This window comes from Alteromonas sp. ABH4_453 (genome assembly GCF_056160665.1).
The window spans coordinates 732,414-748,103 of sequence record NZ_JBSWXP010000001.1; the positions used below are offsets into that span (position 1 = coordinate 732,414).

Consider the following 15,690-nt stretch of genomic DNA (forward strand, 5'->3'; position numbering starts at 1 on the left):
AAATCAGTCATATTTTAACATTGAACTTATATCTAATTACTCTGAAATTTAAAAATTACTCGACTCATTTAATTAATGATAAAAAATTGAACAATTTTAAACTTAAGTAAAAAATTAAAATTAAGCTAAAAGATATGACATAAAAAAGCGAGATTCACTCTCGCTTTTCCTATTGAAAAAGGAAAGATCATGAAAAATATATCTCTATTTTCATTACGTTCAGCTCAACCCATTCTGTTAGCCCTACTTTTCATAACGACAGTACATATCGCAGACGCACAGGTCATATTTCAGGAGGACAAAAACAACTTTATTCGCCTTGTTGAAAAGCAAAACGAAGCAGACAGTGACATGCGTGCCAACCAACACCCCTTTACGCTGCACGAGCAGGATGTATCAGCCATACTTAGCGCTATTGACGTGGTTAAGAACAAAAATACGTCAACACCGCTTTTTTCCAACGAGCAAGTTACGCTACTTGCCGCCTATCTGCCTGATGCGCTGCGAACAGCGACTGCTCAGCAAGACGTAATTTTTGCCCTTAGTAAAGAGAAGCGCTATTTGGCAGGCCTTAAAACACAAACGTATTACATTGCAGGCAGTATTTTCGTTGCAGACGATCACCTCAATATTCTTATTGGCGAGTTCGACAAAGTAGCCAATAAAGCCTACGAAATGGCTTATGATCCTACTTCTCAGGGCTTGGTAAAATACGACTTTAATTTTGGTAATCGGAAACAAGCAAAGTTCTCATTCGATTCCCCACTCTCTTTTTCCGCACCTGATATAGAACTAAAAACGAAAAGTCGCTTCGATTGGGTGGTCGCACCGACTCAGCTAGCATTTGAAGCACCTGTAGAAAAGGAAACACTTTCCCCAGCGAATAGGGAAAACACACCCAGTAAGAAAGACGTAGCTGGCTCGGCCCCCTTACCAGCAGAGAACGATATCGTTGCTCGTTTTAAACGGTTAGAAGCACTAAAAAAGGCAGACCTAATTAGCGAAACAGAATACGCCGAAAAAAGAAGGCAGTTACTTGACGAGTTATAGAACGAAAGTCCCGTCAGTACTGGTCTTACGTGCTTTTTTATTATAAGCCATTGGTCTTATTAGGCCTGATTTAATGTTATATTAATGTTAACATTGTAAACACGTGAAGTGACTGTTTAGCTTTTAATATTTCGGAGAATTTGGTCACTTTGAAGCGTTTCATTTACGCCATAATTTTGTCTTACTAAAAGGCTTATGTGTGAATAAAACGCCAGCCCAAATAAGTCACAAGGCCAGCGGCAAACGTCGCTTTTTTAGCTGAGGGAAAGACCATGCACCGTATCTTGATAATTGACGACCACCCTATTTTTCGTCACGCAATGATTACTATCTTAGGGAAAAAGTTTCCCGACTCAGAAACCCTCGAAGCCAATTCAATTTCTGAAGCGTTAACGTTACTAGAGCAAGACGCGAAGTTCGACTTAATCATGCTTGATTTAAATATGCCGGAAACCTGTGGCCTAAACGGACTTTTAGAAATTCGAAACCAACACCCTAACGTACCTGTAGTGATTATTTCCGCTGAAACGGAAAAGCAAAATATACTGCAAACCATTTCTTATGGTGCCGTTGGCTTTATTTCAAAAAGCAGCAAGATTGAAGAAATCGCCACATCTATCGAGAGTATTTTTGAAGGGAACGTGTGTTTACCATCAGAGATATTGAGAACACCGTCTACCAGAACACGCATGACCAATGACAACGGTATTTCGCCGGAGCAAATTCGTTCATTAACACGAAAAGAGCTGACTGTACTGAAATATCTAACTCAAGGGTTAGCCAATAAAGTGATTGCCTACGAGCTTAATATTTCTGAAACCACGGTTAAGTCTCACGTCTCATCTATTCTCAAAAAATTAGGCGCCAGCAACCGAGTAAAGGTTGTGGCCAGTGCCGCGAATATCGACTTTAACCAATACGTATTTAATTAAGACCTGTTGTTCTTTGCTGTGCGCCGAAGATTAACAGGCCCCATGTTCCTATACTTTTAGCCATTCAAGCTTGAGACTAGCGCCGCCTTAAGCACCGCGGAGTTAACAGGTTTGTGCAGCAGCTGAATGTCGGTGCCTTCAAGTTCATTCGCTAACGCTTTTGAGTGATTAGCGGTGCAAATCATAATGGGCATTGAAGGCGCGATTTTTCTTACGCGTTTCGCAATGTCTAAACCGGTTTCTTCTTCATCTAGGTGGTAATCGACAATAAGCATGTCGCACTCGTTAAAACTGCCATTATTTACAGCACTGCATTGTTCAAAACCTGAGAAAGTCTCTACTTCCATGTCCCAGTTTGCGAACAACGTTTGCATAGCGATGCGCATATTCGCATCGTTATCAATGTGCCATATATGCTTATCCAAAATGTAATCTGGTAACGATGGCTCCAAAGTATAAAGATAGTCTTGTTCCTGGCTCGTATCACACACTTCGGTAATAGGAATGGTCACCGTGAAACATGCGCCTACGCCCTCTTTCGAGCGCACTCGAATATCGTGCTCTAGCAACTTACTCATTTTATCTACAATGTATAATCCCAGACCCAAACTGTAAGAGTAGTTAAAATCGTTTTCTAATCTGGAAAACTCTTTAAAAATAACTTTCTGATCGTCTTCGCTTATACCCACCCCTTGATCATAGATGCTAATTTCTAGGTTCTCATTCACCTTTCGTGCTGCCAGTAACACCTTGCCGTTGGCACCGTATTTCATTGCATTTATTAATAAATTTCGCAATATTCGAGAAAGTAAGTTCACGTCTGTCACCACGAAGGCTTCTTTCAATCGATAGCGAAAATCTACACTGTAGTCTTTACTGATATGCGTAAACTCTTCGGCTAGCTGCATAAGTAACGGCAATACATTTTCTTGCTGCTTATCGGGCTGTAACACCCCAGCGTCCAGTTTGGATGTTTCAATAAGCGTGCGAATAAGGCCATGTAAATCAGACAGTGAATTATCGAGGGCGGCAACAATGGGGCTGGATGAACTATCCACTTGATCTTTCAATGTTTCGTTGAACAAGATGGCAGCGCTAAGGGGCTGCATAAGGTCGTGGCTAATAGCAGCCAAAAATTTGCTCTTTGAATCAATCGCTTCTTGAAGGGCGATGTTGGCGTGATTGAGTTCACGGGTACGCTTTTCTACATTCGATTCTAATTGGTCTTTAGCCGCTTTAAGCTGGAGTTGGCTTTCTACCTGCTGCGACACGTCTGTTGCCAAAACAAAGTGCCCGGTGATATCGCCAGATTCATTGAAATGAGGTAAATAAACTTTCTGTAAAAAGCCAACGTCGCCATGAGCATTTTTTTCTTTGCTTTGAAAGCTCACCACTTCGCCTTGGTTAACACGGCGCAAGTACTGAATAAGATTGGGGTAAACCTCTTTCAGATGGCTTCGATCCATAGGCATATCATTAATATCTTGCTCACTAACGCCATACCAATCGCGATAACCTTTATTGGTGTATTGAAACTTTTTATCGGTACCAATGTAAGCAATAAGCGCCGGTACATTATCGGTTATCATGCGGATCCAGCTTTCGTTTTGCTTCAGCGTTTCCGCGTACTGATGCTGCGATGTAACATTGGTGAACGTGCACAGCGTATTGCCGTCGGGCAGTGTAGTGATGTTGCGTTCAACCACCAGTTGCTCGTGGATAATCTGGGTACTTGGCCCCACCGGGTTTAAGTTGAGCCCGCTCCAGTGACGGTTATTTTGAAGGGCATAAATATTCTTACTGTTTACCAGTACGTGCTGGGGCACGTTTGATTGGGTCAAAAACGTGTTATTCCAAAACGCAATGCCACCTTCTCTATCAATGAGCAATATTCCAACATCAATATTATCGATAAGGCTTTGCAACAGCTTGTTTTTCTCTTTAATGACTTGCTCGTAACGATTTGATTCAAGCAGTTTTACTTCAGTGATGTCGTTAAACAGAATAACGTTCCCGCCTTCTTGCGTGGGTCGATTGGTCAGCTGATACCACCGCCGGTTTGACAACTGATAAATCATCCTACCTTCGACATCAGCAGGCAGGGCGCGGCGAATAACCCCGGAATGCTTGGCAGCTTGGGTGATATCGTAATAGTTATCGCCAATTTTAGGGGTAATAGAAAGGTCATCCCAAACCGTTTCAAAGTGCCGATTAAAGAAAATGATCCCGCCCAGTCTATCTAGCAACACCATCGCCTGATTGGTACTTTCAATGGCATCGTGTAAACGCTGCTTCACCTGATGGGTTTCTTCGTGAGCACGCACCAGTTCGGCGTTTGACTGTTCCAGCTTTTGCAGTACTGACTGTAGCTCCTCTGTTTTCTGACTCACTTTTTCAGAGAGTTGAACCGAATGTTCGAAGGCGCGGTAACTGTGATGATTAAAACCGCCCTCTTCCATGCGATACATCAGCGCTGCGTTTATTTTCTCAAGCTTTTCGTTTTCACGCCGTTGCTCGTAAAGGGCCTTTTGGAGCGCTTCCACGTCGGCAAATTGATTATTGGGCTGCAAAATACACCCCCGTAAACGTTTGGTTTAAGTGAACCGAGTGAATATGCTCGCCATAGGCATTGAAGCCCGCGACATTGTACCTTTGCTGTAGCCGTCTTATTTCGTGGTCGTTTTTGCCCTGTTGAATTTCGAGCCTTCGCAAAAAGCAATCGCAAGCATAGACAAATTCGGGCTCGCCAAGCTGAGCGCACAGTTTGTCTAGTTTACTTTCTAATGCTTCAATGCAGTCACCCAGCTGAACAAATGTAAGAATAATGCCAATATCTACCGCGCAGTAAAAGGTAATGGCGTTAGTGGCCAAATCTACTTTTTGAATAGAGCGGATGAAATATTTGCCACCTACCATCACAGCAAGGGGAAACATGGAAAACACATCCGGCGTTAAGTCTTCAGCTTTCATTCCCAATAAACTGGCGTAATACTGCGCTGCGGGTTCACCGTTAATCTCATACACGGTTCGCGACTCAGGATCGGCGTGGGTGACCACCAGCTTCGATACGGGAGAGTTAATGTGATCAATGGAGAACACGGTGAAGGGCTTTCCCGTGCCAACAAGCAGCAGTACTGCTGCGTCTCGATGAAATTCACCGTTGTAAAACACATAGGTGGCTTCAAGCTTTAAATCGTCGCCAGCGCTACCGCCTAAGTGTGGGATATTGCCAAATGCGGTCGCAAAGGTTTCTAGAAAATGTTCCTCATGGCGGGTAAGTCCATCGAGCACAGAAATAACGAAGTGCTGCTCTGTATCGTAACGACGCTCCCTCCCCTGTAAGGCTCGGCGCAAACCACTGGCAATATCGTGGGCTTCATCAAAGTTTACTTCGCCTAAATTAGGCACCAATGCTGTGGCAATAGAAAATTCGTTTTTCAAAAACGCGACGGCCAAAAGCTTTTCTGTTCCGTACCCATTTTTATTAAATTCTCCAGCACTGGTGCAGCCAACAATATTCACGTGCGGAAAACGTGCGGAGATTTCCTGTGCTACGGTGTCTAAGTCAAACAGCGTGCTGGTATGAAAAAGTAATAGCTCTATTTCATCGCACTTAACGTTGGCTAAAATCTCATTGGCCACATCACGGCAGGCTTCTTTAGCACCGTATAAACTAGAATGGTTGTCATCGTTAACCTTGCTATTAGCAGGTTGACTAAGTGCGGACAGGATTGAGGTTTTTGACACGCGTTGGCACCTTTTTCTTTTTATATTTATCGATTTTGCACAAGTCAGGGTTATCTAACGTAACCACACACTCAAGGCACTGAATACATTCAGCATAGTCAATGCTGCCGTCTTGTTCTATAGCATCAATACCACATTTCTTTTGTTTGCACAGCTGACACGGATTACCGCAGGCATCTTTACGTGTAAGCAATTTAACGAAAGGGAAACGCCCCAGAATGGCGAGCCCTGCTCCCAATGGACATAAATAGCGGCAGTACACTTTATGAATTTTTAAGCTAAGTAGCAGCAATAAAACCGAATACAGCACAAAGGGCCAATATCGAACAAAGTGTAGGGTTATGGACGTTTTGAACGGCTCTATTTCAGCGAGCTTCTCCGCAAAGTTTAGCGAATAGAATGAGCACGCAACAAGCCCTATAAGCAACCCATATTTGATTTTTTGCGCCCGTTTGTGGTGCTGAGGTTTAATTCTAATTTGTTTTATCCTGAGCTTTTCAGCCAGTATTCCCATCATTTCCTGGAGTGCTCCGAAAGGGCAAAGCCAGCCACAAAATAGTCCCCGTCCAACGATAAACAGCGAGACAAATACAAAGCTCCACAAAATAAAAATGACCGGGTCGAGAAGATACACCTCTAAGGAAAATCCATCGACAATATCCAGTAGCAGCGTGTATATGTTGACAACAGACAGTTGCCCTTGAGCGTAAAAGCCAATAAAAAACAGCACGAACACAAGGGAAAATGCCCGCACTGTATGCACAAACTTGGTGTAAGGCGTTAGCCTTTGCTGGAATGCAAAAAACAACGACAGCGCTACAAGATAAACAACGGTGATGCTTATCGTTAAGGTTCTGTCCCTCCAAATTTTCTGCCACAACGGAATGGGCTTCGCTAACTGAGCCTCAGGATTTTCCATAAATAGTTCACTAGGCAGTGTCACTTTCAAAGGGAACAGATGCTCATCTTGCTCGAAGAAACTTGGCTTAAACGGCACACTAATCGCTATTTCCATTTCTTGGTCAAGTGACAGCCCACCTTTCGATTTTACTCGAAGTACTTTGATCTCGTTGTAGTCGGGCAATGCTTGTGAAAATGCGGGGGCATAGAAGCTATAAAAATCGATATCGCGGATAGCTGTGGGAAAGCCGCCTTGAGACACCCGTAAATGCTCAGGTGTGGTTTGGGGAATAAACTCATCGCTGATAAAACTGAAACCTTTCGTATTCAGCACCATCAGTGCCATTTCACCCGGATTTAGGTTTTCCTGCAACCGAGCAAATTCCTCTTCATCTAGCAGGTTTTTCCCCACAATAGGAAGACTTAAAAACGCATAGTAGTGTTCGGCAATGATGTCACCATCAAGAGCAAACTCGCTTTGGATATCGTCAACCGCCCGAACCACTTCTCTCGAAAGCCCTTCGGTATTTTGCTGAGTAATCTGGTGCTTTTGAATGTAGCCCTTGTCCACCAATTCGCTAAAAGTAAGAGGTTCGTAAAAGTCTGGATTGATAATATTGTTGCTAGGCGCAACAAAGCCATCGAGCTTAGCTCTGGCAACGGCTAATGCAGATGTCACGATGGTATCGTTGATAACCAGCACCGATACGGTGGCTTTCGTAACCCCATCAAAGTAGGTAGCGTCTTTGCCTACATTGCTTTTCCCACCAATAATAAAACGCTCTTTGACACTGTGCCCTTGGTATTGGGCAACGAAATCAAACATGGATTTCTCGCCAAGCCCGTGCAAAAAAATCGGCTCGCTATGCTGCTTGACGAACAGATCGACCACATTGCCTTGTGTGTCTAGCCCAATCACTACATTAACCGGTTTGCCTGAAAAGCCTATGAAGTCGACAAAGTCATTCGACTCAAAAACATATCCGAGTAATTGCTGAAGCTGATAGACCGGGGTTACCTTGATATCTGTGTGCATCTCCCCCACGCGTGTAGCGTTGGGAAATATTTTGTAAATGTCTTGTGGAATGTCTGTCGCGTCAGACTGCGCCAACACATTGGTGCTGAGAAACAGCAAGAAAATGATTGAGGAAAATGCGATGCGCATAAAAGTAGCGGGCGGCGGTAGGCGCCGCCCTCAGGTTTACTTAGAAGAAACCAAGTGGATTGATGTCGTAGCTTACCAATAGATTTTTTGTCTGCTGGTAGTGATCTAGCATCATCTTGTGGGTTTCGCGGCCAATGCCCGATTTCTTGTAGCCGCCAAACGCAGCGTGAGCTGGATACAAGTGATAACAGTTCGTCCATACGCGACCTGCTTCAATCGCTCGACCTACGCGGAATGCTACATTCGCATCGCGGCTCCATACACCAGCGCCAAGTCCGAAGCTTGTATTATTGGCAATCTCAATCGCCTCTTCTTCGGTTTTGAAGGTTTGAACAGCGATTACCGGACCAAAAATCTCTTCCTGGAACACACGCATGTGGTTTTCACCCTTCAAGATAGTCGGCTGAATGTAGTAGCCTCCATCAAAGCCAGGTAGCTGCTCTTTCTCACCACCAGTGACAACCTGAGCCCCTTCTGACTTACCGATATCGATGTATTTAAGGATCTTTTCGAACTGCTCATTAGATGCCTGTGCACCTACCATGGTGTCTGTGTCTAGTGGGTTGCCACGTTTGATCTTCTGAATTTTTTCCAACACTTTTTCCATGAATGCATCATAGATGTCTTCGTGAATAATCGCTCGAGAAGGACACGTACATACTTCACCTTGGTTGAAATAGCCAAGCACTAACCCTTCCGCACACTTATCGATAAATTCTGGTTCGTGATCCATAATGTCTGCGAAGAATAAGTTTGGCGATTTGCCGCCAAGCTCTACAGTAGATGGAATAAGGTTTTCGGCAGCACAGCGAAGGATGTGCCCGCCAACCGGCGTAGAGCCAGTAAACGCAATTTTTGCGATTCTTGTGCTTGTTGCAAGAGCCTGTCCGGCTTCTGCCCCGAACCCGTTAACGATGTTTAGTACACCCGGTGGTAGTAGGTCTTGGATTAGTTCGGCGAACAATAAGATAGATACTGGCGTTTGTTCTGCTGGCTTTAACACCACTACATTACCGGTAACAAGTGCTGGCGCAAGTTTCCATGCCGCCATAAGTAGCGGGAAGTTCCATGGAATGATTTGTCCAACTACACCATAAGGTTCATGGAAGTGATACGCCACCGTGTTTTTATCAATTTCACCGATGGTGCCTTCTTGGCTTCGAATACAGCCTGCGTAATAACGGTAATGGTCTGCGCACAGCGGAATGTCGGCATTCAGTGTTTCACGAACGGCTTTACCGTTATCCCAAGTTTCTGCAACGGCGAGTAGCTCTAGGTTTTCTTCGATGCGATCGGCTATTTTCAGAAGAATGTTAGAACGCTCAGCTACTGACGTATCTGCCCAGCCCTTTTTCGCAGCGTGAGCGGCATCTAACGCAAGCTCGATGTCTTCAGATGTTGAGCGTGGGATTTGTGCGATGTCGCTGCCGTCTACTGGAGATGTTGCGGTGAAGTACTCACCTTTAACCGGTGCTACCCATTCGCCATTGATAAAATTACCGTAGCTTTCTTTGAAGCTTACGACCGAACCTTCACTACCTGGCTTTGCATAAATCATAAGAAGTACCTTTTGATAACTTTGCGCGTACCACGCGCACTAACTTGGTTTGTTGTGTAGTTTGATAATGGTACTTTTACGTTGTACCTACCATGATGCGATAGGCCGATTTGACTCCTACTTTAGGAGGGGAAACCTATGGCTACTTCTCACTCTTCTCGACAAAAGACACCGATTGATACGCTGAAAGCTCTGCATCACCGATGTAACCGTGTTTAGCCGCAATGCCTGAAAACTGGGAAGGCACCGCGTCAAGCTTTCGCTTAATGACGGTAAGTGCGTTAGAGACAGTCTTAGCCGATAGGCCCAACTCATCAGCAATATCAAAGCGGGATTTATTCATTGCTATAGCAATAAATATTTCGAACTCACGTTTTGTTAATTTGGCAGCAATGTCCACATTGGTATCGAGAAGTTGATTGGCTAAATTTACCGCCAGGCCTCGCTCAATATACTTTTGCCCTTTTGCGACGACCTTAATTGCTGAGATCAATATTTCAGGCGAACTACTTTTACTGATGTACCCCATAGCACCGGTCTGCATGGCGCGGTGCAATATGACGCTGTCTTCGAACATGCTGAAAAAGATAATTTTTAAATCTGGATGTCGCTTCAAAAAAACCTTGGCTAAAACAAGGCCACTTTCATTTGAAAGGTTTATGTCGAGGATTAAGATTTCAATGTCACTACTGGCTAATAAACGATGGGTTTGTGCACCGTTTTCAGCATCAAAAATACGGCAGTCGGGCATCATCGCATTGAGTAAAGCTTTGTATCCTTCACGCACCACAGCGTGGTCGTCGACAATTAGAATATTCATGCGACGTTAGCACCCATAAGAGGAGGCATTTTTTTAAGGGTAAGGGACAGCGATACAGCAACGCCGCCATCATCGGGTGACGTTACACTGCAATTTGCTCCTATACAACGCGCTCGGCTGCGCATTGAAGACATGCCAATATTTTCTACAATGTGGTTCCCTAATCCCCGACCGTTGTCTTTGACCATCACAGAAACACGGTGAGTATCGCCATAAATTTGAATGCTAACCTTGGTGGCCTTCGCATGCTTAATCACGTTGTTAATGGCTTCTTGAGCAAATCGGTAAAGGTGAATATCTCGCTCATTATCTTCTTGATAGCGCTTTAGATTAATAGACACGTCCCACTGCGTATCGGGCTGTGCTACTTCTTGTTCGTACACCAATCGCTCAAGCGACGACTGAAGAGAGACTCTATCTAAAACAAGCGGGTGTAGGTGAGCAGTGAGTTTTCTAATTGCATCGCTTATTTGATGTGACATCACTTGAACCTTCTGCGCCGACAGTTCAACAACAGATCGCTCTTTTGCGTTAACCAAAATATAGGCGTGGGCTTTTATCGTTGTCAGCAACTGCCCCACATTATCGTGAAGCTCTCTGGCAAGGTAATTACGCTCTTGCTCTTGAAGAAGAGCTAGCTGCTTATCTATTTTTATGAGCTGCTTTTCTTTTGATTTAAGTGCATTTTGTAGGTGCTTAAACTGCTCTAACACCCTGTTCATTTCGGTGATATCTGAATGTGGCAGGGGCTGTGATTCCTTGCCTTCTCGTAGCTCAGATAGCGCGTCAGCGAGCTGATTTAGCGGCACTAACCTTTGCTTAACCGCCACTTTTAACGTAAACAGCAACAGCACAAATGTTGCGAAAAACAGTCCCGCCACCAAGGCAAAAAAAGTGAGATTCTGGGTGAGTTCAGTAGCATCAAAAGGCGTAACGATAAGATACTGATTTTCCTGAATTGGGATGATTACAGGTGTGAGTGCAATGCGTTCAGTTGTCGACACCGATGAAGTCTGCTCTGCCTGAAGGCGACCTGTGAAATAGTGGGCGGATAAGTGAGGGCTAGGCTCTACAATCGCTTCGATATCAGCAACAGGGATATTGAGGTTGACCATTTCTCGCACTTGATTAAGCGCGCCCGTCATCTCTTCCTCAATGTTATCTTGTATGTGGAAGTAGACCAGACAGGTAAAAACCAAAAAGCAGCCAATGAATACGGCCACTATAGCTGTAGATATTTTCGTAAAACCTGACATAACCGCCCCTGCAAGCCTTTTATTACAGGGTTATGCTATACAGGCTACGTTAAAAAGCACATCCTGCAATAGGGGCGAATTCATCCTACCAAGGTAGGATGAATTCTGTTTTGAGCGATGTTTTATTTGGTAAGAACGGAGACTGTTAACACTTATCGGTAAGCCTCTTTTTCTGTGCTACTAGCTTCCCAGTCGACTGCTGAATTGGCCTACTGCATCAACGACTTCTTTTGCACCGTCTTGAATTTGTTCGATAACTTCACCCGCTTCTTTGGCGTAATTGAGACCTGATTGCGCCTTTTCATCACCTTCATTAACCAAGCTCACTGCGTCGGTGGCCAATGTCTGGTTGTGTTTAACCACATTGATGATTTCTTCTGTGGCTTCGGTCGTACGCGATGCTAACTGACGCACTTCGTCAGCAACTACAGCGAAACCTCGCCCCTGATCGCCAGCACGTGCCGCCTCAATCGCAGCATTTAGAGCAAGTAAGTTGGTTTGTTCGGCAATAGCACTGATACTTCCGATAATGGTGGCAATTTGTTGAGACTGAGCGTCCAATGCGTTAATCCCTTCTTTTGCCCTATCCATTTGCTGCGACAGCGAAGACATTTCAGAAAGCAGTTCGCTAATAACGTCTTTGCCTCGGGACGCGATTTGGTCTGTGGTGTTTGAAGAACGGTAGGCGATATCAGCGGCACTGGATACGGCATTTTCTCGTGCCACCTGCTCAGTAATATCAGTAGCCAACTTAACCACTTTATACATACGACCGTGAGAATCACAAATCGGGTTATAGGTGGCTTCCAGCCATACAACATTGCCGTGTGCATCGAAGCGCTCAAATCTTCCTGCTACGAATTCCCCCTGAGCAAGTCGTTCCCAAAACGTTTTATAGTCGCGGGAATTCGCATACTCCGTATCACAGAAGATTCTATGATGCTGACCTTTAATGTCATTAAGGCTGTACTTAACGGTTTTCAGGAAAGCTTCGTTTGCGTCCTGAATATTTCCGTTTAAATCGAATTCAATCGCCGCATTTGACTTGTGTAACGCGGCCACCAAATCTTCGTGTTCTTTCGAGTTAGCTATAGTGCGCGTGAGGTCGTTGAGGTTAACTGAGAATTTGTGAATATTCCCTTTTCCGTCAAAAATAGGTTCAACCACGCCCCGTAACCACGCTTCTTCACCATTTTCACGAAGAAACTCAATCGCCCCCCAGTAATGGACGCGCTGCTCGATAGAATCTTTCAGCTTTTTAAAATGAGGCGTGTTTCTGGCAATCTCGGGAACAAATTCAAAGAAGCGATGCCCTTTCACTTGAGAGAGTGAGTAACCTAGCTCTTTCTCGAACATCTCGTTGACGGCTTCAATTTCACCACGCTCATTAAGATTGAGAAAGATCATTTCTTCGCTCAAGCCATCTCGCATTTGCTTGAGTATATGTAACTCCTCGCGAAGCGCTTCGTTTTCTTTCACTAAGTGTTTATTGAACATAGGGCCTTCCCTGACAAAATTTTGCGGTAATAGTACGTTTATCGACTAAACTGGCGTTTTTCTTAGTAAATTTACAATTCTATTTAAAAGATTACTTGGGAATAAATTTAGCTTTGTTTGCCCTACTGACTTAAGCATTTTGCCGCAGGATGATGTAACGAATAAACGGCTTTTGAATGCAGTAAACTTTAGCCTGTACTACTATAACTCAGTATTAGACCTCACAGTTGAATAGTTTCAAACAAAGCGGGACCTTTACTATGTCGATTATTACTAGTCCGTAAAACTTATCTGATAACGCGCTACGTTTTCAATTAGCCACTGTGTAAATGCTTGGAAACGTGCTTGAGAATGGGTTTCTTTGTGCGTAGCCAACCAGAACGTGCGTTTGATGTGAATCTCGTTTTCAATTAGCCGAACCAAGCCTGGTTGTTTCTCAGCCATAAATTTGGGCAAAATCCCTACGCCAGCGCCATTAATAAGCATCTGATATTGCGCATTAATGCTGGTGCTGCGAAGCGCGCTTAACTGTGACAGTGCCGTTTCCTCAATGAACTTCAATTGAGGCGCATACACTAAATCGGGAACATAACTCACTAAATTGAATGTGGTAAGATCGTGTAATGATCTAGGTTCTTTATCGTCAATAAGAGACTGGTGGGTATAAAGATAGAGGTTATAGTCAGTGAGTTTTTGTGTAACCAATAAGCCTCTACTGGGCTTTTCTAACAAGATAGCCATATCGGCTTCTCGTTTGTTCAGGTTTAAAAAGCCGCTGGTTGCCACAAGCTCAATACTGATCCCCGGATACTGCTTTTTAAAATCGGGGAGTAAAGGCGCCAAAAACCAGCTACCAAAACCTTCAGAAACGCTAACTCTAATGGTGCCGGCCAAGTGGGAACGTTCATCGCCAAGCTCATTTTGCGCTTCTAAAAAATAATGCTCTGCTTTTTCAATATACGTAACTAGCTCACTACCATGGGTGGTAAGCACATACCCTCTTTTAGTCAGCTCAAACAATTTACAATTTAGTGAGTCCTCCAGTTTTTTTACACGACGTATCAAGGTCGTAGGATCTACCTTTAAGCCTTTAGCTGCAATAGCTACGCGGCCATTTCTTGCCAAACCAAGAAATAAACGCATGTCATCCCAATTCATTCAAACACCTGCATTTTTACAGCACCATACTGCAAGTATATGTATTGCCTTTGCAAACACAAGGTTTCAATATTGTTAAAAATTACAGGAGCTATGTCATGAGAAAGATTGTTCACTTTATTGCAGGTAAAGATTTTGAGGATAGCAGCGAAAATACCGCGTCGGTATTTGCGCCTAACACAGGTGAAGTACAAGCTGAAGTAAGCTTAGCTAACACTTCAACTTTGGCCTATGCAATTGAAACAGCCCAAGCTGCACAGGTTGAGTGGGCAGCGACAAACCCTCAGCGACGCGCTCGTGTCATGTTCAAGTTTAAAGAACTAGTTGAAGCAAACCGCGATCGCCTAGCCGCGTTGCTATCTAGCGAGCACGGAAAAGTGTTGGTTGATGCGCAAGGTGATATTCAGCGCGGCCTTGAAGTTATCGAGTTTGCCTGTGGTATCCCTCATGCGCAAAAAGGTGAATATACCGAAGGCGCAGGCCCGGGAATCGATGTGTATTCCATGCGCCAAGCGTTGGGTGTAGTGGCAGGTATTACGCCATTTAACTTCCCGGCTATGATCCCAATGTGGATGTTTGGTGTGGCAATTGCCTGCGGTAATGCGTTCATTTTAAAACCATCTGAGCGCGATCCGTCAGTACCTGTTGAACTGGCAAAGCTTATGATTGAAGCCGGCCTTCCTGCAGGCGTGCTTAACGTTGTGCACGGTAACAAAGAAGTGGTTGATGGTATTTTAGATCATCAAACTATCAAGGCGGTGAGCTTTGTAGGCTCTTCTGATATCGCTAACTACGTGTACGAGCGTGGTGCTCGTTCAGGTAAGCGCGTTCAAGCTATGGGCGGCGCGAAAAACCACGGTATCGTAATGCCTGATGCTGATTTGGATCAGGTAGTAACCGACTTAGTAGGTGCTGCGTACGGCAGTGCCGGTGAACGCTGTATGGCGCTACCGGTTGTCGTTCCGGTGGGCGATGAAACCGCTGAGAAACTGAAAGCCAAGCTTATTCCGGCTATTAAAGACATTATGGTAAGTCATAGTGAAGATCCTAACGCTCATTATGGCCCTGTGGTTACTGCTGCTCACAAAGAGCGCGTTGAAGGCTATATCGACCTTTGCATAGAAGAAGGTGCTGAGCTTGTGTATGACGGCAGAACCAGTCAGATCCCAGACGACAGTCGAGGCTACTTTATCGGCCCAACGTTCTTCGACCACGTGTCCAAAGATATGCGCTCATACCAAGAAGAAATTTTTGGTCCAGTGCTGCAAATGGTGCGCGCTAAAGACTTCAATGAAGCGGTTAACTTAGCAAGTGATCATCAATACGGTAATGGTGTTGCTATGTACACTCGTAACGGCCATGCGGCGCGTGAATTTGCGCAACGTGTAAACGTGGGCATGGTTGGAATTAACGTACCTATTCCTGTGCCAGTTGCTTACCACACATTTGGGGGCTGGAAGCGCTCTGCGTTTGGTGATACCAACCAGCACGGTATGGAAGGGGTGAAATTCTGGACCAAGGTTAAGACCATTACACAGCGCTGGCCTGATGGCTCAGATACGAACGACAACGCCTTTGTTATTCCAACCATGGGCTAAGCGAGGAGA

At 44.6% G+C, this 15,690-nt stretch carries 11 protein-coding genes; 3 read left to right on the forward strand and 8 right to left on the reverse strand.

Annotated features, from left to right (window positions below):
- Positions 1-189 precede the first annotated feature (189 nt).
- Together ACXAGV_RS03155 and ACXAGV_RS03160 are read left to right on the forward strand one after the other, a co-directional pair.
- Entirely contained in the window at positions 190-1,050 is an 861-nt protein-coding gene (locus ACXAGV_RS03155) for a hypothetical protein (RefSeq protein ID WP_474871805.1), read from the forward strand.
- A 272-nt stretch (positions 1,051-1,322) separates the two neighbouring features.
- Positions 1,323-1,982, forward strand: coding sequence for a response regulator (locus tag ACXAGV_RS03160; RefSeq protein ID WP_014950680.1), 660 nt, complete (start codon positions 1,323-1,325; stop codon positions 1,980-1,982).
- Between the two features lie 56 nt (positions 1,983-2,038).
- Here the strand turns inward: ACXAGV_RS03160 and ACXAGV_RS03165 are convergent, their stop codons facing one another.
- From ACXAGV_RS03165 to ACXAGV_RS03200, 8 genes are all read right to left on the reverse strand, one after another.
- Positions 2,039-4,552 carry an ATP-binding protein gene (locus ACXAGV_RS03165; RefSeq protein WP_474871807.1) on the reverse strand — a complete coding sequence of 838 codons (2,514 nt, stop codon included), beginning with the start codon at positions 4,550-4,552 and terminating at the stop codon, positions 2,039-2,041.
- On the reverse strand, positions 4,539-5,729 hold the full coding sequence (gene nosP / locus ACXAGV_RS03170; protein WP_474871808.1) for a nitric oxide-sensing protein NosP: 1,191 nt from the start codon (positions 5,727-5,729) through the stop codon (positions 4,539-4,541). Before nosP ends, ACXAGV_RS03165 begins: the two co-directional genes overlap by 14 nt.
- Entirely contained in the window at positions 5,698-7,794 is a 2,097-nt protein-coding gene (locus tag ACXAGV_RS03175; protein WP_474871810.1) for a 4Fe-4S binding protein, read from the reverse strand. The genes nosP and ACXAGV_RS03175 overlap by 32 nt, the downstream gene beginning before the upstream one ends.
- A 40-nt stretch (positions 7,795-7,834) precedes the next feature.
- Positions 7,835-9,352 (reverse strand): acetaldehyde dehydrogenase ExaC, encoded by a 1,518-nt coding sequence (gene exaC / locus ACXAGV_RS03180; RefSeq protein ID WP_118492296.1) that lies wholly within the window; start codon positions 9,350-9,352, stop codon positions 7,835-7,837.
- Positions 9,353-9,494: 142 nt separating this feature from the next.
- The gene (locus ACXAGV_RS03185) at positions 9,495-10,172 is read right to left on the reverse strand and encodes a response regulator (RefSeq protein WP_474871812.1); all 678 of its coding nucleotides are present in this window, start codon (positions 10,170-10,172) and stop codon (positions 9,495-9,497) included.
- Positions 10,169-11,428 carry a sensor histidine kinase gene (locus ACXAGV_RS03190; RefSeq protein WP_474871814.1) on the reverse strand — a complete coding sequence of 420 codons (1,260 nt, stop codon included), beginning with the start codon at positions 11,426-11,428 and terminating at the stop codon, positions 10,169-10,171. Before ACXAGV_RS03190 ends, ACXAGV_RS03185 begins: the two co-directional genes overlap by 4 nt.
- Before the next feature lie 180 nt (positions 11,429-11,608).
- Positions 11,609-12,925, reverse strand: coding sequence for a methyl-accepting chemotaxis protein (locus ACXAGV_RS03195; protein WP_474871816.1), 1,317 nt, complete (start codon positions 12,923-12,925; stop codon positions 11,609-11,611).
- Positions 12,926-13,198: 273 nt separating this feature from the next.
- Entirely contained in the window at positions 13,199-14,083 is an 885-nt protein-coding gene (locus tag ACXAGV_RS03200) for a LysR family transcriptional regulator (RefSeq protein ID WP_474871818.1), read from the reverse strand.
- A gap of 98 nt (positions 14,084-14,181) precedes the next feature.
- Between ACXAGV_RS03200 and ACXAGV_RS03205 the strand changes: the two genes are divergently transcribed.
- Positions 14,182-15,681, forward strand: a complete 1,500-nt coding sequence (locus ACXAGV_RS03205; RefSeq protein WP_474871820.1) for a CoA-acylating methylmalonate-semialdehyde dehydrogenase — start codon at positions 14,182-14,184, stop codon at positions 15,679-15,681.
- Positions 15,682-15,690: the final 9 nt, after the last annotated feature.